A 20,414-nucleotide genomic window follows, 5' to 3' on the forward strand; every position below is an offset into this window, starting at 1 on the left:
TTCATGATAAATTACTTAAAATAAAAAGAACTCAGTAAACTGAGTTCTTTATTTATTCAAATATTCTTTTACTATTTGACTAACTACTTTGCCATCTGCTCGACCATTTACCTTAGGTCTAACATCTGCCATAAGTTTTCCCATATCTTTAATGCTACTAGTACCAAGTTTTTCGGCTGACTCCAGAACAATTTTTCGGATTTCTTCTTCCGTTAACTGCTGAGGAAGGTATTGTAATAAGATTTCGATTTCAGCTTTTGTTTGATCAACCAAATCTTGTCTATTTCCTTTATCAAACTCAACCAAAGAATCTCTTCTTTGTTTAACTTCCTTTGCTAAAATTTCGATGACTTTACTATCATCTACTTCTCCTGCCCCTGATTTTTCAACCATTAAAACAGCAGCTTTAGCCATGCTTATTACATTTGCTTTAAACTTATCTCTTTGTTTAATAGCATTTTTCCAGTCGTCCTGTAATGTTTCCTTAATGGATGACATTAATAAACCTTCTTTCAAATTCTACTTAAATTTTCTTTTTCTAGCAGCTTCTGATTTTTTCTTTCTCTTTACGCTTGGTTTTTCGTAATGTTCTCTCTTTCTAACTTCTGAAAGCACACCTGATCTTGCACATTTCTTTTTAAATCTTCTTAATGCATTCTCTAATGATTCGTTTTCTCCAACTTTTATCTCTGACATTTATATCCCTCCCTCCGCTAGCTCAATTTAATTTTAATTAAAAGTAGCCAATGCGAGGCCTAAATAGCACATTTTCAATTATACAATTCACATTAACTTATGTCAAGATTTTCATTAGTTTTATTTACATATTTTTAGTCCTTATTTTTAGCCTGGTGGCCATTTTAAATTTCTTCCACCTAACAAATGAAAATGTAAATGTGGAACAGTCTGACCTCCATGGTCTAAAGTGTTAGTTACAACTCTATATCCACTTTTATCTATTCCTAATTTTTTTACCAGTTCTGGTATGGTGGCGAAAATATGAGCTATAATGCTACTATTCTCATGATTTATATCATTAACGCAGCTTATGTGCTCCTTTGGGATTATAAGAATATGCACAGGTGCTTCAGGACTTATGTCATGAAATGCTAATATCTTATCATCTTCATAGACCTTATTTGAAGGAATCTCACCCTTTGCAATTTCACAAAATAAACAATCTGACATTTTTTCACCTCCATTCTCAGTAGTAAAAACCTACATTTATAGTTTCCTATAATGTATAATATGATTTCTCATATCTTATATTATACTCTAAAAATCCATGTTAGTGTATCTATATTTTGTATTATTCTATGATTCCTATCATGTTTTCTTGTTTTACAGCTGCCAGTTTTGTAGGCACTATTTTCCCCTCTAGGTTTTCATCACTTTCTGTTATTACTTTTATATAGTTCTCTGTATAGCCTACATAAGTGTTTTCTTTTCCACTTATAGCTTCCTCATAAAGTACTCTCATTTCTCTTCCTATGAATTTCTCCATGAATTCTACTTCTAAAGCATTATTTAATTCTATTAACTTTTTACTTCTTTCTTCCTTTATAAGACCATCTACTTGGAAAGGCATTTCCGCTGCCTTAGTTCCTGTTCTTTTACTATACTTAAAGATATGCATTTTACTTAGTTTTATACCTTTTAAAAATTCATAGGTAGCTTCAAATTCAACATTAGACTCCCCTGGAAAACCTACAATTATATCCGTAGTTATAGACACGTCCTTCATATACTTTCTAAGGTTTTCTACTACATCCTTATATTCCTGTGCTGTATATTTTCTATTCATTCTTCTAATTGTTGCATCACAGCCACTTTGAAGGGATAGGTGGAAATGTGGACACATCTTTTTTAGGTTACAGATTCTCTCTATTACCCCTTCAGTGAAGAAGGTTGGATCTATAGAACCTATTCTAATTCTTTCTATTCCTTCTATTTTATTTATCTCTTCTAGGATTTTAACTAAATCCCAATTACCTTCTAAATCTACTCCATAGGAAGCAGTGTGAACTCCAGATAAAATTATTTCTTTAAAACCATTTTTACTTAGTTCTTTTACTTCCTTTAATATTTTCTCAGGTTCTTTACTACAAACTCCCCCTCTAGCAAAAGGAATAAGGCAGTATGAACAAAATCTATTACATCCATCCTGTATCTTTAAAAAGGCCCTAGTTTTATCCTGATATTCACTTATAGCTAGCTGTTCAAATTTATTGTTTTTAAGTACATCTTTAACTTCTACTACTTGCTTACTTTCTTCTCTTGCTCTATTAACCCAGTAAACAATGTCTCCTTTATTTCTACTTCCCAATACTACATCTACACCTTCAATTTGTGCTATTTCATCGGAAGCTATTTGTGAATAGCATCCAACTACTGCTATTATAGCCTCTGGATTATGACGTCTTGCTCTTCCTATCATCTGTCTTGACTTTTTATCTCCCATGTTAGTTACTGTACAGGTATTTATAACATACACATCTGAAAATTCATCAAAACTTACAATTTCATATCCCTCTTTTATGAATTTTTCTGCCATGGCTTCTGATTCATAAGAGTTAACCCTACATCCTAGTGTATATAGTGCTACTTTCATTTTAATTTCCTCCTAAGTCACCAAGCTCATACATAATTAAGCTAAGAGCTACAAAGCCAGCAGTCTCCGTTCTTAGTATTCTAGGCCCTAAGGTTACTATAAATGCTCCAGCATCCTTTAATGCCTGAATTTCATCCTCTTCAAAGCCACCCTCAGGTCCTATGATAATGGCTGCTGTTTCTATATTTTTTTCTGATACTTGGTTTTTTACATATTTTATTCCTTGATTTTCTTGATTTTCATAGGGTACTATGACTAAATCAAAGTTCTTTATCTCTTCCTTTAGGTTATTAAAATCTATAGGTTGGTTTATAGTTGGAATTATACTTCTTTTGCTTTGTTTACAAGCTTCTAATGCAATTCTATTCCATCTATCCACCTTTTTAAATTCTGAGGACTCATTTCCCTTAACTACAACTCTCTCTGTAATTATAGGGGTGATTTCACTGACTCCTAGCTCAGTACACTTTTGAGCTATTAAATCCATTTTAGCTGCCTTTGGTAATCCTTGAAAAAGCTGAACTCTTAAAGGACTTTCATTATTTAAAGGAACCTTTTCAATTAGGTTTACTCTTACTTCTTTTTTATTTACCTCTAAAATTTCTCCTATATATTCAACACCCTTGCAGTTATTGATATTTACTTTATCCCCTTCTTTAAGTCTAAGCACCTTATATATATGCTTAACATCATCGCCTTCAATGATGCACAGAGATTCATTTATGCTATTATCTTCCACAAAAAATTTATGCATTTTAATTATACTCCCATCACACAATTTTACTTTTTAGCAATAATACAAATCCATTCTCCATCTTCCATGACTTCTTCAATTATAAAGTCTAGGGCCTTTAACTTGTCAGTTACTTTATCTCTTTGAGTGTTTAAGATACCAGAAGCTATAAAGTATCCCTCATCTTCTATAAAGGCTCTTACACCTTCACTTAAAAACATGATTATATCAGCTAAGATATTAGCTACTACTATATTAGCTTTACCTTCTACTACTTCCATTAAATCTCCATAAAGAATTTCGATGTTATTTACCTTGTTGAATTCTAGATTTTTCTTTGCAGATTCTACAGCTACTGGGTCTAAATCTACTCCTACTACATGTTTTGCTCCTAATTTAGCTGCAGCTATAGATAATATTCCTGAACCAGTACCTATATCAAATACAGTGGTATCTCCCTTAACTTTTTTCTCTAGAGCTTTTATGCACATTCTTGTAGTTTCGTGGGTTCCTGTTCCAAAGGCCATTCCTGGGTCTAGCTCTACTACAACCTCTCCAGGCTTTTCTTCATAATCTTCCCAGGTAGGTTTTACTACAATGTGCTCCCCAACCTTAGTTGGTTTATAGTACTGCTTCCAATTATTTGCCCAATCATCTTCATTTACCTTATGATAAGTTACTATGCCTTCACCTTTATCAAAGCCAAATTCACCTAACTTATCTACACTTTCCTTTATGTAGTTTAGTGTATTCATAAAGTTTTCACTATCTTTAAAGTACCCTTTAACCATAGCTCCTTCTTCAATAGTTAAAACTGACTCATTTATAAAATCTGCAAAGCCCAAGTTTTCCTTCTTAAATTCCACATCTGCCACATCTTCTATGGAAACTCCTTCTACATCACAGTTATAAAGAAAACCAGACACAGCTTCTGTAGCCTCACTGCTTGTAAGTACCGTTACTTCAATCCAATCCTGATCCATTTCTACTTCCTCCATATCTATACATTAAATTATACTTAAGTTATATGAACAACAGTTAATAGGTTTTAATTAATATTATTGCCATTAATTTAAAAGATGTCTATGGTATTATACACTAAATAATCTTTATTGTGTAATTATATATCACATATTACAAAATAACAAAATAACTCTTCCTTGGCAATAGTGAATCTTTTCTATTGCCAGAAAGAGTTTTATTTGGCTCTGTAATTGTCATCCGCCCCAATATTCTACTGTTCTATAGAGCCTTAGTCAATTAGGTTATCTTTAAATCCAAGACCAAAGGCTTCATCAAAGGAAGAAATCATAGTCATAGCTGTTGGGTCTATGGTACTTACAATTCTACGCAAATTATATACCTGAGATTTACTGCAAGCACACATTAACATTTGTCGACTTTCTCCTGAAAAAGCACCAGTAACATTCATTATAGTTACTCCTCGTCCAACTTCCTTTCCAATAACATCTGCAATTTCCTTTCCATGATTAGTTATTACCATTGCCATTTTTCCTGCTTCAAAACCTGACATAATCTTATCTATTATTGTTGAGGTAGCTATAGTCATAATAATTCCTAATAATACAGCATCAATAGTTCCAAATACTAATCCACCTAGAAGGATAACACAACCATCAATAGCAATTGTAATCTGCCCAATTGATAGGTGAGGTGCTTTTTTTCTTACAGAAAGAATTAAAAAGTCTGTTCCTCCAGTAGATGAATTTCTCATATATATGAGTGCTAGTCCAGCTCCAGATAATACTCCTGCAAACACAGCTGCCAGTATAGGATTTCCTGAATAAATTGGGATAAGTGGAAACACTACATCCATAAAGAAGGCTGAGATTACCATAGTTTTTAGAGATTTAACTAAAAACCATTTTCCAAGCACTTTATAACTAATTATTATTATTGGTATGTTAAGTAATAAACTACATACACCTATTGGTATTTTAGTAAAAAAGTTTATAATTATTGATAAACCTGAAATTCCACCAGGAGCAAAGTTAGCTGATAATGCAAAGGTATAAATACCAGCAGCATAAAGTATACTACCAATGATGTCATAGAAGGTATCAATGGTAATGTCATAGATCTTTTGTTTTTCAATTTTCATGTTATTGCCTCCAACCTTTTTATTAAAGTTATATCTTATGATTTTGTAGAAATTAACATGATTCAGACATGACTAAAAGGTTTACATGTACTAAAAAACTTAACTTCTACACCACTAGTAATAAAAGCGCAATAAACCCTAAAATATAATTAAATTCTACAGTAATATTATAAATATTTTGTCTAAAAAAGTCAATTATTAAATTTTAAAAATATTCATATTGTTATCTCTATTTTGCCAATGATTGATTTTGCTATTAATATACTGAAATTTAAGATTTTAATGTAAATTGGCTCTGTTGAAAATTACAGTGATAGGATATATAAGCACTAAAAATAGCTAAAGTCCTATACTAACTATTACAAGACTTTAGCTATATTTAATTATTTGTGGGTTATATTAGTTTCTTTATTACTTTCCAAATATTCCTTTTTTGTGTTTTTTCTTTTCCACAGTAGTCTCTGGAGCTTCTCCACTAGCCTCCATAAACATTCTTAGAGCTTCTGCCTGTTTCTCATTAAGAGATTTTGGTACATCCACTATTACCTTAACATAGTGATCTCCTCTACCTACAGAGTTAACTCTAGGAACCCCTTTAGCTTTTAATCTAAATACAGTTCCAGGTTGAGTTCCTGCTGGAACCTTATAAGTAACATCTCCATCCACTGTTGGAACCTTTATGTCTGTACCAAGAGCAGCCTTTGCAAAGGATATATGGGTTTCCATATGGATGTCAAAGCCTTTACGTTTAAATATATTATGAGATGTAACTCTTATATTTATATAAAGATCTCCTGCTGGACCTCCATTTTCTCCTGCTTCACCTTGTCCTCTTAGCGGCATTACATTACCTGTATCAACACCTGCTGGAACATTAACTGTTAAATTTCTAGTTTTTCTTTCTTTACCAGTTCCTCTACAAGTTGAGCATGATTCCTCTATTATAGTACCTTTACCTCCACAAGCATCACAAGTTGTAGTTGTAGAAATCACTCCTAATGGAGTTCTTCTTTGAACATTTATCTTACCTCTACCGCTACACTTAGAGCAAGTTTTAGGAGTAGTACCTTTTTTAGCTCCTGTGCCTCCACAAGTTTCACACTTTTCTCTTCTAGTAACTTTAATTTCCTTATCACAGCCAAATACAGCCTCTTCAAAGGTTAAATTTAAATTAAATTCTAAATCTGCACCCTTTCTTGGAGCATTTTTATTAGATGAAGAGGAAAATCCTCCACCAAAGATATCGCTAAAAATATCTCCAAAGCCTCCAAAGCCTCCACCGAAATCAAATCCATCAAAACCTTGGGCTCCATTAAAGTCTGCAGTACCAAATTGATCATATCTCTGTTTCTTCTCTGGATCTGATAAAACTTGGTATGCTTCATTTATTTCTTTAAACTTTTCTTCTGCTTCAGCATTTCCTTGATTTCTATCTGGATGATACTTTAAAGCAGCCTTTTTAAAAGCTTTTTTTATCTCATCATCACTGGCACTTTTATCTAAGCCTAGTACTTCATAATAATCTTTATTAGCCATATTTAAAACTCACCACCTATTTTACTTCGAATAATATATTAAGATATATTATGTATAATTGCAACCATGTATTAATGGGAACATTAAATTTTCACATTAAAATTTAACATTAAAATCAGTTTTAAGGGATGAGTGTTTCATCATCCCTTAACTAATTTAATGAATATTATTCTCCATCTACTTTAAAATCTGCATCTACAACATTGTCATCATGTGGTGCATCTTGAGCTCCTGCTCCTGCTGCTCCACCCATGTTATTTGGATCAAAACCTTCTGCTCCCGGCTGTCCGCCTTCAGCTTGGTATACCTTTGAAGATACAGCGTAGAATTCTTGTGTTAACTCTTCTGTAGCTTTTTTAATAGCTTCTATATCTTCTCCGTCTTTAACTGATTTTAATACTTGGATTCTTTGTTCTACCTTAGCTTTATCATCAGCAGAAACTTTATCTCCTAGGTCAGTTAAAGTTTTTTCTGTTTGGTAAACCATTTGATCTGCAGTGTTTTTAACTTCTATAGCTTCTTTTCTCTTCTTATCTTCTTCTGCAAATCTTTCTGCTTCATTTACTGCATTTTGGATTTCATCATCACTTAAGTTAGTTGAAGCTGTGATAGTTATATTAGCTTCTTTTCCAGTTCCTTTGTCTTTAGCAGAAACTTTAACTATACCGTTAGCATCTATATCAAAAGTTACTTCGATTTGAGGAATTCCTCTTGGAGCTGCTGCAATTCCAGAAAGAGTAAATCTTCCTAAAGTTTTGTTATCAGCTGCCATTTGTCTTTCACCTTGAACTACGTGAATCTCAACAGATGTTTGACCGTCTGCTGCAGTTGAGAATACTTGGCTCTTCTTAGTTGGAATTGTTGTATTTCTTTCGATTAATGGAGTAGCAACTCCTCCTAAAGTTTCAATTCCTAATGTTAATGGTGAAACGTCAAGAAGTAATACATCTTTAACATCTCCTGTTAAAACTCCACCTTGAATAGCTGCACCTGCTGCAACACATTCATCTGGGTTAACTCCTTTTGATGGTTCTTTTCCTGTAAAGTTTTTAACTGCTTCTACAACAGCTGGGATTCTTGTAGATCCCCCAACTAATACAACCTTGTCAATTTCTCCTATTGAAAGATCAGCATCTTGAAGAGCTTTTCTCATTGGCTCAATAGTTCTTTGTACTAAATCATGAGTTAATTCATTGAATTTAGCTCTTGTTAGGTTCATATCTATATGTTTTGGACCTGTAGCATCAGCTGTGATAAATGGAAGATTGATGTTTGTTTGAGTAGAAGATGATAATTCTATTTTTGCTTTTTCAGCAGCTTCTTTTAATCTTTGAAGTGCCATTTTATCATTTCTTAAATCAATTCCATTAGAAGCTTTAAAATCTTCAGCTATATAATCCATAACCTTTTGGTCAAAGTCATCTCCACCAAGACGAGTATCTCCATTTGTAGATTTAACTTCGAAAACTCCATCTCCAAGTTCTAAGATAGATACGTCGAAAGTACCACCACCAAGGTCATATACAAATATCTTTTGGTTTGTATCCATTTTGTCAAGACCATAAGCAAGAGATGCAGCTGTTGGCTCATTTATGATTCTCTTAACATCAAGACCTGCTATTCTTCCTGCGTCTTTAGTTGCTTGTCTTTGGCTATCATTGAAGTATGCTGGAACTGTGATAACAGCTTCTGTAACTGTTTCTCCAAGGTATGCTTCAGCATCTGCTTTTAATTTTTGAAGTACCATTGCAGATATTTCTTGTGGAGTATATTCTTTTCCATCTATATTTACTTTATGATTTGTTCCCATTTCTCTTTTAATTGAGATTATAGTTTTATCTGGGTTTGTTATTGATTGTCTTTTTGCTACTTGACCAACAAGTCTTTCTCCATCTTGTAAGAAAGATACTACTGATGGAGTAGTTCTAGCACCTTCTGCGTTTGGTATTATAACTGGATCTCCACCTTCCATAACTGATACACAAGAGTTTGTTGTTCCTAAATCAATTCCTATAATTTTTGCCATTGTAATTTCCTCCTATAAATTAATACACTTATTTTCTTCTAATTTACTATATACATTTATTTTTAATTAAAGATTAAAATCTTTATAAATCATAGATTAATTTGCTACTTTAACCATACTATGTCTTAATACTTTATCGCCTTTTTTGTATCCCTTTAGGAATACTTCAGCTACTTGATTTTTTCCTAAGTTTTCATCTTCTATATGCATTACTGCATCATGGAAGTTAGGGTCAAATTCTCCATCAGATGAGATTTCTTCAACGCCTAGCTTTTCAAAAGAAGCTGTAAACTGATTTATAGTTAATTCAATACCTTTTTTAAGATCTTCTGCACTACCATCTACTGCAACAGCTCTTTCTAAATTGTCTAATACAGGTAGTATTTCCTTTAATACATCAGCACAAGCCTCTGTATATATATTTTCCTTTTCCTTAGAAGTTCTTTTTCTAAAGTTATCATATTCAGCTACAGTTCTTAATAATTTATCTTTCAAAGAATCATTTTCTTCTTTAAGCTCTTTAATTTCTTCTTTGCGATTTCTGAATTTTTTCATCTCATCTTCCTTATCATCTTCCTCTTTAACCTCTGAGGTTTCTTCACCGGAAGTGCCTTCCTCTTCATTTTGTTCTTTTTCAGAAGGGTCATTTTCTAAAATTTCATCCGCATTATCTTCCATATCTTTTTTATCTAGCTCTTGGTTTTCTTCCATATTATTTTCCAATGCTCTTTCCTCCAATCTAAATGCTTATCTCATTTACTTTGAATTTTGAATATATATAAACCCATAGTTAATCTGGATCATATATGCTAGAGATCTTGTCGTTTATCTCATTAACCACAGTATCAAGAACAGCTATAACTCTATCATAATGGATTCTTGTAGGTCCTATAACTCCTATGGTACCCATAATACGGCCATTACAACTATAGCTAGCAGTGATTATACTGCACTCTTTAGCGCACTCCACAAAGTTTTCTTCTCCTATACTAATAAATAAAGATTCCTTGTTTCCTTTGCTAAGAATTTCATTTAGGTTTTCTTCATTATTTACTAACCCTAAAAATGCCTTTGCCTTATCGATGTTATTATATTCAGGATAGTTAAATATATTTGTAGCACCTTTAGTATAAATTTCTCCATAATCTCCCAACACTAGTGTTTCATGAAGAACAGGAATTATACAGTCAAATATCTCTTCGTAACCAACTAATTCATTTTTTAAATTAACAAGGAAATCCAGAGTAATTTGTTCTATGCTAATTCCTACAAGTAGTCTATTAAGAGCATTATTCACTTTTACTAGCTTATTGTCATCTACCGGATTTGTTACTCTAATAGTATTATTTTTTATATTACCATTGTCTGTTATTATTGTAGATAAAATTATGTGCTTTTCTATTGCTAATAACTTTATATACTTAATACTTGACTTTTTAACAGAAGCAACTTTTACTACAGAAGTTAGTCTAGTAATATTAGAAAGTACATCTATAGCACCCTTAATTATACTATCTATTTCACTTATAGATGTGTCCTTTATCAGGTCATGTCTTATAGTTTCATGCTCTTCTTCTGTAAGTCTGCTAGGGGTCATAAGTCTATCTACATAAAGTCTATAACCCTTATCAGAAGGTCGTCTTCCAGAGGATGAATGGAGTTGTTCTAAAAATCCCATTTCTTCAAGATCAGCCATTTCATTTCTAATAGTAGCTGAACTTATTCCTAAATCGTATTTTTTAGATATGGTTCTTGAACCTACAGGTTCTCCGTAAGTTATATAATCATTTATTATAGCCTGTAAGATTTTAATCTTTCTTTCATCCATATCCATGTTATCACCTCTTTGTTAGCACTCACTACTTACGAGTGCTAATGACTATATTTAATATATATCATTTATAAAATTTAATGTCAATATGATTCATAAATTATTTACAAAATTATCTGATTGATAAATTATTTACAAAATTAAATCTGCCATTACTTGATTACTCAGTTCTATCCCTCTTTTAGTAAGGTATAATCTATCTCCTTTTAAATTTAATAAGTCCAACTTTACATACTTATCTATAACCTCTTTATATTTTTCAAAAATGGAGATGTTAAATCTTCTCTTAAATTCTTCTATGCTTATTCCTTCTATTTTTCTTAATCCTAAGAACATGAACTCTTCTATATCATCCTTTAAGGAATTTTCATTACTCTCTACCACTGCAGAGCTTTTATTTTCCATAGACATTATATAGGTTTCTATTTTTTGTTCATTTCTATACCTAATGCCATTAACATAGGAATGGGAAGATGAGCCACAACCAATATAATTTTCTAAATTCCAATATATTTTATTATGCCTGCACTCTAATCCATCCTTTGCAAAATTGGAAATCTCATACTGGTGATATCCTTTTATCTCTAAAAAATTAATAGCTTCAGCATACATGTCCCTTTCCATATCTTCATCAGGTAACATTAATTTATTCTTTTCATAAAGATTATAAAACTTAGTTCCTTCTTCTATGATTAAGCTGTAGCAAGAAATATGCTCTGGCTTTAACTCTACAATCTGACTTAAAGTTTCCTTCCACTGAGCTAAACTTTGATCTGGAAGTCCAAACATTAAATCTACATTTATATTATTGAAACCAAAATTCCTTAACATTTCATAGCTATGTCTAAAATCCTCAAGGGAATGGATTCTTCCTAGTGAAGTAAGGTGACACTGTTGCACAGCTTGAAGTCCCATAGAAATTCTATTTACTCCCATGGCTTTAAAAATTTTTAGTTGCTCCTCATTAAAGGTCTTAGGATTTCCCTCAATAGTAAATTCAAAATCTTCCTCTATCCTGTTTAATTCCCCAAGAGCTTCTTCTATAATTTTCCATCCATCAATGCACAAATAGGTGGGAGTTCCCCCACCTATAAATATGGTGCTTATAATTTTATCCTGGCAAGAAACTTTAATTTCCTCACTCAATGCCTTAGCATAATCTATCATTAAACTTTCTTTACCACTATAGGAAGGAAAATCACAGTAATGACATTTCATCTTACAAAAGGGTATATGAATATATAATCCCACTGTATTTAATCCTACTGTATCCATTTTTCTTCTCCTTTAATATCCACTATCTTTATATACACTAAATAATATGGCTATATTATTTAGTGAAACTTATATTTACTTTATTAACTTCTGAAAATTCTTCGTAATGCCAAAAGGTAATCACCGTAGAAACAATCATAAATTTCATTTTAGAAATTCTTAGTCGGAGCGTTATAAAATTACCGTAATTCTTGCCACGACGGCAAGAGCCGAACCCTGAGCCATGACGGCGAATGGTGAGGGTAGGTAATTTTATAAAAGCGGAGACTTAGAATTTCTTAATGAAATTTAGTTTCCTAGGGATTAACCTTGGCATGGAGAAGAATTTTTAGAAGTTTCATTAGTCAACTTTAAGTACTGCCATGAATGCTTCTTGTGGAACTTCAACGCTTCCTACTTGTCTCATTCGCTTCTTACCTTCTTTTTGTTTCTCAAGAAGTTTTTTCTTTCTTGAGATATCTCCACCGTAACACTTAGCAAGTACGTCTTTTCTCATAGCTTTTACAGTTTCTCTAGCTATTATTTTAGCTCCTATGGCTGCTTGAATTGGAATCTCAAACATCTGTCTTGGAATAATCTCCTTAAGCTTTTCTACCATGGATCTTCCTCTGTGGTAAGCTCTATCTGCTGGAACTATCATAGATAGTGCATCCACTACATCTCCATTAAGAAGTATGTCAAGCTTAACAAGTTGAGTTCTCTTATATCCTTTAAGTTCATAGTCAAAGGATGCATATCCTCTAGTTCTAGATTTTAAAGCATCAAAGAAATCATAGACTATTTCATTAAGTGGAATATCATAGTTAATTACAACTCTAGTTTCTTCGATATATTGCATATCTATGAAGGTTCCTCTCTTCTCCTGGCATAACTCCATGATTGCTCCTACATAGTCTGAAGGTGATATTATTGAAGCCTTAACTTCTGGCTCTTCCATATAAGATATTTCACTTGGCTCTGGTAGGTTAGTAGGGTTTGTAATCTCTATAATTTCCCCATCAGTTTTAGCTACCTTGTAAACAACGGAAGGTGCAGTGGTAATTATATCTAGATTAAACTCTCTCTCTATTCTCTCTTGAATTATCTCCATGTGAAGTAATCCTAAAAATCCACATCTAAATCCAAAACCTAGAGCTATAGATGTCTCTGGTTCAAAGGATAGGGCTGCATCGTTAAGCTGTAGCTTTTCAAGAGCTTCCTTTAAGGTCTCATACTTAGCTCCATCTACAGGGTATATTCCACTAAATACCATAGGTATAGCTGGTCTATATCCTTCTAACGGATTAGTTGCTGGTCTTCCTGCTTCTGTGATGGTATCTCCAGCTCTAGCATCTTTTACATTTCTAATAGCTGCACTTAAGTATCCAACGTCTCCAGCTCTAAGTTCATCTACCTTTAATGGACCTGGAGTAAATACTCCTACCTCAGTTACATCGTACACTTTATTAGTATTCATTAATTTGATTTTAGTTCCTGGCTTTACTACCCCATCAAATACTCTGATGTAGGTTACTACACCTTTGTATGAGTCATAGTAAGAGTCAAAGATTAAGGCCTTAAGAGGAGCTTCTTCATCCCCTTCTGGTGCTGGCACTTTAGCTATAACAGTTTTAATTACATCCTCTATATTTAATCCTGTTTTAGCAGATATTAATGGTGCATCATCTGCTGGAATTCCAATAACATCTTCAATTTCTTGCTTAACCTCATCAGGTCTTGCACTTTGAAGATCTATTTTGTTTATAACTGGAGCAATTTCAAGGTCATGATCTAAGGCTAAGTAACAGTTTGCAAGAGTCTGTGCTTGTATACCTTGAGTTGCATCCACAACTAATACAGCTCCTTCACAAGCTGCTAAACTTCTTGAAACCTCATAGTTAAAGTCTACGTGACCTGGAGTATCTATTAGATTTAAAATATACTCTTCGCCCTCTTCTGTTCTATGTATAAGTCTTGCTGCTTGAGCCTTGATTGTAATTCCTCTTTCTCTTTCTAATTCCATGTTATCCAGTACTTGGGCTTCCATTTCCCTAGCTGTTAAAGTACCTGTTTTTTCAAGTAATCTATCTGCTAAAGTAGACTTGCCGTGATCTATATGTGCTACTATAGAAAAATTTCTTATGTGTTTTTGTCTGTTAGTTTGCATCTACTCAAATACCCCCGTAAATTTATATTAACTCTTTAGTAAAGTCACCTTTTCTAATCTAATTATCAACTATACTTAGTTAGATAATAAACCAACATAAATTATACCATAAAATAAAGGTTCATTGTCAATATACTTTATAATGTTAACTTTTAAGTTTCATTGGATGGCAATATTAGTTCCTTAATAGTATCTCCTATAACCTTAGTGCCTTTAACAAAATTCTTAAAAGGCCCGCCATTAAGAATTATATTAAATTCCCCTATTTTTATATTAACCTTCGAATCCCTGTCATTAGAGCTTACATAAAAACTAGAGCTTTGCCTCACCACCTGAGGTAATTTCATATTTACCACTAAAATTCCGTATATCATAAATCCTACTGAAATTATTATTAAAAACTTGCATATTCCTGTCCTTAGTGTCTTACTATTCATCTTATCTATTCTCCTTTACCTATAGGTGCTCAAAATAAAAAAAGTACCTCACATTTAATGATGTACTTTTTCTTATATTTTTATTCTTTCTTAGGCATCTTCAAAAATAAATAAGTCAGAATGCTCGTCTATTTATTTATTTTTAAATGCCTTACTTAGAATTTAAATACTGTGCAAAAACTATACTCATATATTTCATGGAGTTTTTAGCTTCTTGTAATTTGTTGGTATCTGCTCCAACCTCCATAAGTATAGCATTATCACTTAAATCTTGGTTATAAAACAAAATACCTCCATGGTCATAGGCTATAATGCCCCTCTCTCTATACAACCCAGGATAAAGCTTATTTGCTATAGCAAATATGGATTTAACATTTTCTATATGCTTAGGATATTTAGGGTCCTGCATAGTTGTTACTAAAGTAAGCTTTGCAACATCATCTCCCTTTATGTTTCCAGTAACATCTTCTTTTCTAGGACCACCATCTCTATGAAGGTCTATTATTAAATCAAACTCTCCATAACTACTTATGTTTTTACTTACGGTTTCTCTAGACGCATGATAAGCTCTATTATAATCAGCCTTATCATGTATTGTTTTATCATGTACAACTGTAAAGCCTAATTTTTCTAGTTCAGAAGTAAGAACATCCCCAACTCCTGCTACGGTGGTAGATAATCCACCATTTCCTTCTGCATAAGCTTCATTAGTATGAGTATGATATATCAATATCTTCTTTTTAGAATTATCTTTGGGATCACCAACTACGTCTACCCCTTCTTGAAATTTATTTATGTCTGTATCTTTTAGTTCGAAAGGATTTATTGTAATTTTCTGTACTACCTTAGCATGTTCCTTCACATTCTCAAGAGCAGTTTTATCCCTTAAATTTTCTTCGTCTAAAAAGCTTATTTCCTTTCTAACTATATCCAAAGGATTCAAGGTAAAATTACCTACAAATTTTGTATCATCCTTATTTACTGCTGGCTTTAAAGTACTGACACTTTGCCCTATGAGCTTCATAAAAAAGTTAGTTCTATTGATACTTTCTAAGTTATCATCATCTAATGCTTGGGTAGACCTAGATAAACCTATAGATATTACCATGACTACTGCTATTATAGCAAGGATAGCTCTAGAACAATACTTTCCAGCATCTGTCTTACTTTTGTTATTCACCGTATCCCCCCCTGTTTGAGTTATACATAGGTATAATTAATTACTCTAATAATTTATATGAGGGGGGAATAAATTTTATTACTTTAGTTTAAATAGGTATTTATATCATCTAAGGTTAAAGCTGGTTGAAGGGCTATGTTTATACCATTGGCAATTATTTTAGATACACTATCTATTACTTTATCAATATCTTTAGGCGTTACTACCATGCCTCCTAATTCTGGGTCTAGAACCTCTCTAATCAATGTTTGTCTTTCATCTCTGTCAACTTCCTTAAGCATGCTATAAAAGGCACCTCCCTTAGTTGAAGACTTGATTAAGCTTTCTAAAACTAGGTCTATGGTATCATTAGCTATAGTTCCTGCATCTACCACTGTAGGCACTCCTATGGCTATTACAGGGACTCCTAGGGTCTTCTCACTGAGCTCTAATCTTCTATTTCCAACTCCTGCTCCTGGAGATATACCTGTATTACCTAGCTGTATAGTTCTATTTACCCTCTGTGTTTTCCTAGAAGCAAGAGCATCTATACAAATTATTACACTAGGTTTTACCTTATCTACTATACCCTTTATAATTTCGCTGGTTTCCATACCTGTAAGTCCTAAGACACCTGGGGATATAGCACACACTGGTCTTACCCCCTCATCAATGCTATCTGGAACATATTCTTTTAAGTGTCTACTTATCATTATCTTTGACACTACCTTTGGTCCTACGGCATCAGCGGTGATATTCCAGTTACCTAACCCTACCACTAAAGCTACCATATCTTCATTTAGATTAATCAGCTTTGATAACTCTTTAGCCATAACTTCACTTACATCTATTATTCTCTCACCATCATAGTATACGAATTCTGGAAATTCTAAGGTGATATATTCACCAATAGGTTTTCCTATGTTTTTAGCTCCTTCTTCATCTAGTATTTTTACAGCAGTAACTCTAACGTTATTATCTATGTATTCCTCCGATTTTACTCCTGATAATTTTCCAGGATTATTTTCACTATAAATCTCTTTAGCTTCTAAAGCTAAATCTGTCCTTACACTGTAAACTACTTCTTCTTTATCCTTAGACTTGCTTTCCTTCATCATAATTATCACACCTCATTTATGGTATTTTTCATATTATTCCTATATACATTTGTATGTATATTTATCTTTTCCCAAAGTTTCTTTCATATACTAATATGTTAAAGGTAAATTCTACTTGAAGTACGTAAAATTTAATGTTATAATAGCTTTTGTTATATGAAACTCGTAAGCAGACTTCCCCAAAGCTGCCGCTGAGAGATTGATAAAAATACAAGGGGGTGAATTAATAATGGCAAACATTAAGTCAGCTAAAAAAAGAATCAAAGTTACTCAAGCTAAGACTATGAGAAACACTATGATAAAGTCTTCTTTAAAGACAACTATAAAGAAATTTGAAGCTGTTCTAGCTAGCAATGACGTTGCTGCTGCTCAAGAAAGCTTTAAAACTGTAGTTAAAGCCCTTGATATGGCTGCTTCTAAAGGCATAATACATAAGAATAAAGCAGCTAAGAAAAAATCTAGATTAGCAGCTAAGTTAAATGGATTATCTGCTTAATAAATAAACCGGTGTATTCACCGGTTATTTATTTTTTTGCATATATTTAGTTTAAAACTTTTTATTTATTCATCATGGTCTTTACCATAAGCATTTCAATGGCATTCTTTTGATCTACAGATTTACTTTTTATTTCACTTTCCGTTTCAATGCAATTTTCTATATTCTTCTTTAGAGCTTCCTGAGAAAACTTTTTGCTTTGAACTATCATCTTATCTGCAATATAAGGATTTAGGTTATATTCCTTTACTATGTCTTCTTTTCTAATCCCTTTTCCAACCTTTATTCTTATGGCAAATAAAAGCTTAAATTGACGCTCTATCATAGATAATATTTTAGGTGGTTTTTCACCCCTATATATCAATTGATTTAAAGTATCTATGGCTGCCTTTATATTTCTTTCTGAAAGATAGGATACTAAATTAAATATATCATTTTCCTTTTCATAAGGACACATCTTTATTATATCTTCTCTAGTTATCTCCCTTCCTTCAGTATATAAAATAAGCTTCTCTATCTCGTTGTCTACTATGTTCATGTTATTTTCTATGATGGAGCAAAAGTATCCAACTTCACTTTTTCCTATGGACTTTCCTTTTTCTTCAAAGATGGCTTTTACTTTACTTTGAAGGCCCATGCCCTTTAGTTTATCGACTTTTACAACCTCACATACATTTTGAAGCTTCTTAACCTTATTACTAAGTTTTTCTCTATCATCTTCAAATACATAGTACATAATTAAAAAGGTATAGGGAGGAATATCCTTAAGATAGTTTCTAAGGCTATCTATATCTTCTCCCTTATCTCTTAAAAAATTAGCTCTAAAGATTTCTACCATTCTATATTCACTCATAAAGGGTATAGTTTCGCAATTATTTATTAAAGCATCTACATCTAATTTATCTCCAGAAATTCTTGTATAGTTAAAATCAGCAAAACTTTCATCTATCTTTAAATTTCTTATTTTTTTTATAGCTGTCTTTATAAGTCCTTCATCAGAGCCACAAAGTATATAACAATTTTTTAGTTTATTTTCTTTTATGTGTTTTTCAAGTTGTTCTAAGGTTATCAAGAAAAATTCCTCCACTCTTTAATTCAGTACAATACTTATTTCAGCATAATACTTATTCTAGTGAACATAATTATGATATAATTCTCCACCTATGAGTTTATAGTTTTCATAATAATGTCCTAGAATAATTCCTTCTCTTTTTCTGTTAATCCTTATTATATCACAGTTTGGACTTGTTGATGAAGAATTGCTTTTATAACAGCATTGAGTGGCTTCTTTTTCATATTCCTTGTCTATAATTATATTGCTAATTTTACCCCTATGATTTATTTGTAAAGAGAGAACTCCATCCTTATCTTCTACATCTATAATGCAATGCTTTGATAGTTTTAAGGTTAGCTCTTCTTCAAATTCATCATAGATTCTATCTAACCCCTTATATTTTTCATGGACATATTTCAACTTCACCTTTTGATTACATACCATTACTTTTCTGGTACCATAGTTTATTTCTACAATGTCAGCCTTTTTACCCCCTATAAAATTTATTTCTGGGTAAATTATATATTGCTGCTTTATAGTTAAAAGAAATAGTAATATGGGCAAGTATCTTAAAGATTTCACCCCTCTTCTTATAAGGATATAACTTAGGTATAATATGAGAATCATAACCCCTTCTATGTAAGTAAATTCTAAGGGTAAGGGCAAAAGATTAACTAAGAAATCCTCCATGGTATTAATTATAAGTAGCACTGAGTTAGTAATGAGAGATAAAAGATTAAACACTATTGGAACCTTAATAAATAGAAGCAGAAGATTACCTAAAACTAATAGAAAGGTGTAAAAGGGAATCAAAAATAGATTAGAAATAAGTCCACCTAAACTCACAGCATTAAATCTCATTATTATATAGGGTGTAGTAAAAATCATAGAGCTAAAGGTTAAACTAAGGGAGGTGGCTATAAAATTGGGGAGCTTATAAAATTTCCTTTTAATTTTATTATTTAAAGTGAAGATTCCTAATACGGCTAAAAAGCTAAGTACATAACCTATATCTAATATGTAGTAAGGTTTTATTAACAGAAGTAAAAATGCTGCAAAGGCTAAGGCTGATATACCTTCATAGGTCTTTTTCACCTTAGGGCCTAATACCAGCAAAAATATCATTATAAAGGCTCTAAAGGTAGAGCTTTTTCCTCCAATAAATATAACATAAAAGAAAAGAACTATTAAAGCTAGTTTATATCCAATTATACTTTGAAGTACTCCATAAATTAGTGATACATGAAGTCCTGATACACTTATTATATGGGATATACCTAAAGCATTAAACTCTTCTCTTTTATCATAATCAATATAGCTATCATCGCCACCACTTACTGCTAGTATAATAGCAGCTCCTTCTTCATCTGTAACAGCTAAAAGCTTATTATAAAGATGACTTTTTATCAAGTATCCCTTATATATTAAATCTTCCTTTAAAGGCTTTGAAGCTATTAGGTTATACTCTCCTACAATTCCTTTACTATAATCTACCTTTCTATGAAATTCTCCTTTTAATATGTACTGCCTTCCCAATTGAATATCCTTGTTCTTAGGAAAAATTTTAATTTTTCTATTTTGAAGACTACCAATATAGTAATCCTTCCCTTCCTCTACAATTCTGCACTTAATATTTTCCCCTAGGTCCATGGAATAAAAATATATAATGCAGTTTATAAAAAACAACATAGAAAACCCCATAACTATAAAAGCTAGGGGTTTCTTAAAATCTTTTTTAAGTAAAAGTATATAAATTACTATAAAAACTACAGCTGGTAAAATTCCCATGTAACTATATAAAAAGTATATAGTACATCCAAAAATCCCTGCCAAGCATATCTGAACCATTGATTTATCCATAATATCACCC

General features: G+C 32.2%; 19 protein-coding genes. 1 reads left to right on the forward strand and 18 read right to left on the reverse strand.

Annotated elements, in window-relative coordinates:
• Positions 1-48: 48 nt before the first annotated feature.
• The 16 genes from B2694_RS07685 to gpr all read right to left on the reverse strand — a co-directional run bounded on the left by B2694_RS07685 (position 49) and on the right by gpr (position 16,994).
• Positions 49-498: a GatB/YqeY domain-containing protein gene (locus tag B2694_RS07685; RefSeq protein WP_035128891.1), complete on the reverse strand. Its 450-nt coding sequence runs from the start codon at positions 496-498 to the stop codon at positions 49-51.
• Positions 499-519: 21 nt separating this feature from the next.
• Complete coding sequence (gene rpsU, locus B2694_RS07690) at positions 520-696, reverse strand: 30S ribosomal protein S21 (RefSeq protein WP_035128888.1); 177 nt, start codon at positions 694-696, stop codon at positions 520-522.
• 147 nt (positions 697-843) lie between these two features.
• Complete coding sequence (locus B2694_RS07695) at positions 844-1,188, reverse strand: histidine triad nucleotide-binding protein (protein ID WP_346885245.1); 345 nt, start codon at positions 1,186-1,188, stop codon at positions 844-846.
• Positions 1,189-1,309: 121 nt separating this feature from the next.
• On the reverse strand, positions 1,310-2,611 hold the full coding sequence (mtaB, locus tag B2694_RS07700) for a tRNA (N(6)-L-threonylcarbamoyladenosine(37)-C(2))-methylthiotransferase MtaB (protein ID WP_346885246.1): 1,302 nt from the start codon (positions 2,609-2,611) through the stop codon (positions 1,310-1,312).
• A gap of 1 nt (position 2,612) precedes the next feature.
• Positions 2,613-3,365 carry a 16S rRNA (uracil(1498)-N(3))-methyltransferase gene (locus B2694_RS07705; protein WP_346885247.1) on the reverse strand — a complete coding sequence of 251 codons (753 nt, stop codon included), beginning with the start codon at positions 3,363-3,365 and terminating at the stop codon, positions 2,613-2,615.
• 26 nt (positions 3,366-3,391) lie between these two features.
• A complete protein-coding gene (gene prmA, locus B2694_RS07710; protein ID WP_346885248.1) occupies positions 3,392-4,327 on the reverse strand; it encodes a 50S ribosomal protein L11 methyltransferase in 936 nt (311 codons plus the stop codon).
• 269 nt (positions 4,328-4,596) lie between these two features.
• Positions 4,597-5,466: a YitT family protein gene (locus B2694_RS07715; protein ID WP_346878648.1), complete on the reverse strand. Its 870-nt coding sequence runs from the start codon at positions 5,464-5,466 to the stop codon at positions 4,597-4,599.
• A 411-nt stretch (positions 5,467-5,877) separates the two neighbouring features.
• Positions 5,878-7,002, reverse strand: coding sequence for a molecular chaperone DnaJ (gene dnaJ / locus B2694_RS07720; protein ID WP_346885249.1), 1,125 nt, complete (start codon positions 7,000-7,002; stop codon positions 5,878-5,880).
• A gap of 166 nt (positions 7,003-7,168) precedes the next feature.
• The gene (gene dnaK / locus B2694_RS07725) at positions 7,169-9,028 is read right to left on the reverse strand and encodes a molecular chaperone DnaK (RefSeq protein ID WP_035128867.1); all 1,860 of its coding nucleotides are present in this window, start codon (positions 9,026-9,028) and stop codon (positions 7,169-7,171) included.
• 96 nt (positions 9,029-9,124) lie between these two features.
• Positions 9,125-9,751 carry a nucleotide exchange factor GrpE gene (grpE, locus tag B2694_RS07730; protein WP_278245209.1) on the reverse strand — a complete coding sequence of 209 codons (627 nt, stop codon included), beginning with the start codon at positions 9,749-9,751 and terminating at the stop codon, positions 9,125-9,127.
• A gap of 67 nt (positions 9,752-9,818) precedes the next feature.
• Positions 9,819-10,856 (reverse strand): heat-inducible transcriptional repressor HrcA, encoded by a 1,038-nt coding sequence (hrcA, locus tag B2694_RS07735; RefSeq protein ID WP_346885301.1) that lies wholly within the window; start codon positions 10,854-10,856, stop codon positions 9,819-9,821.
• A 135-nt stretch (positions 10,857-10,991) separates the two neighbouring features.
• Positions 10,992-12,134, reverse strand: coding sequence for a radical SAM family heme chaperone HemW (hemW, locus tag B2694_RS07740; RefSeq protein ID WP_346885250.1), 1,143 nt, complete (start codon positions 12,132-12,134; stop codon positions 10,992-10,994).
• Positions 12,135-12,474: 340 nt separating this feature from the next.
• Positions 12,475-14,280, reverse strand: a complete 1,806-nt coding sequence (gene lepA / locus B2694_RS07745; protein ID WP_346885251.1) for a translation elongation factor 4 — start codon at positions 14,278-14,280, stop codon at positions 12,475-12,477.
• 152 nt (positions 14,281-14,432) lie between these two features.
• Entirely contained in the window at positions 14,433-14,717 is a 285-nt protein-coding gene (locus B2694_RS07750; protein WP_346885252.1) for a hypothetical protein, read from the reverse strand.
• 151 nt (positions 14,718-14,868) lie between these two features.
• The gene (locus B2694_RS07755) at positions 14,869-15,897 is read right to left on the reverse strand and encodes a stage II sporulation protein P (protein WP_346885253.1); all 1,029 of its coding nucleotides are present in this window, start codon (positions 15,895-15,897) and stop codon (positions 14,869-14,871) included.
• Positions 15,898-15,980: 83 nt separating this feature from the next.
• Positions 15,981-16,994, reverse strand: coding sequence for a GPR endopeptidase (gene gpr, locus B2694_RS07760; protein ID WP_242844057.1), 1,014 nt, complete (start codon positions 16,992-16,994; stop codon positions 15,981-15,983).
• Positions 16,995-17,223: 229 nt separating this feature from the next.
• On the opposite strand from gpr, the gene rpsT reads away from it, so the two are divergent.
• Positions 17,224-17,490 (forward strand): 30S ribosomal protein S20, encoded by a 267-nt coding sequence (gene rpsT / locus B2694_RS07765; protein WP_035128853.1) that lies wholly within the window; start codon positions 17,224-17,226, stop codon positions 17,488-17,490.
• A gap of 61 nt (positions 17,491-17,551) precedes the next feature.
• On the opposite strand, the gene holA is transcribed toward rpsT, so the two are convergent.
• Positions 17,552-18,562 (reverse strand): DNA polymerase III subunit delta, encoded by a 1,011-nt coding sequence (holA, locus tag B2694_RS07770; protein WP_346885254.1) that lies wholly within the window; start codon positions 18,560-18,562, stop codon positions 17,552-17,554.
• 57 nt (positions 18,563-18,619) lie between these two features.
• Complete coding sequence (locus tag B2694_RS07775; protein WP_346885255.1) at positions 18,620-20,404, reverse strand: ComEC/Rec2 family competence protein; 1,785 nt, start codon at positions 20,402-20,404, stop codon at positions 18,620-18,622.
• Positions 20,405-20,414 lie beyond the last annotated feature (10 nt).

It is taken from the genome of Clostridium sp. UBA4395 (genome assembly GCF_002390995.1).
GTDB classification, from domain to species: Bacteria; Bacillota; Clostridia; order Clostridiales; family Clostridiaceae; genus Clostridium_J; species Clostridium_J sulfidigenes.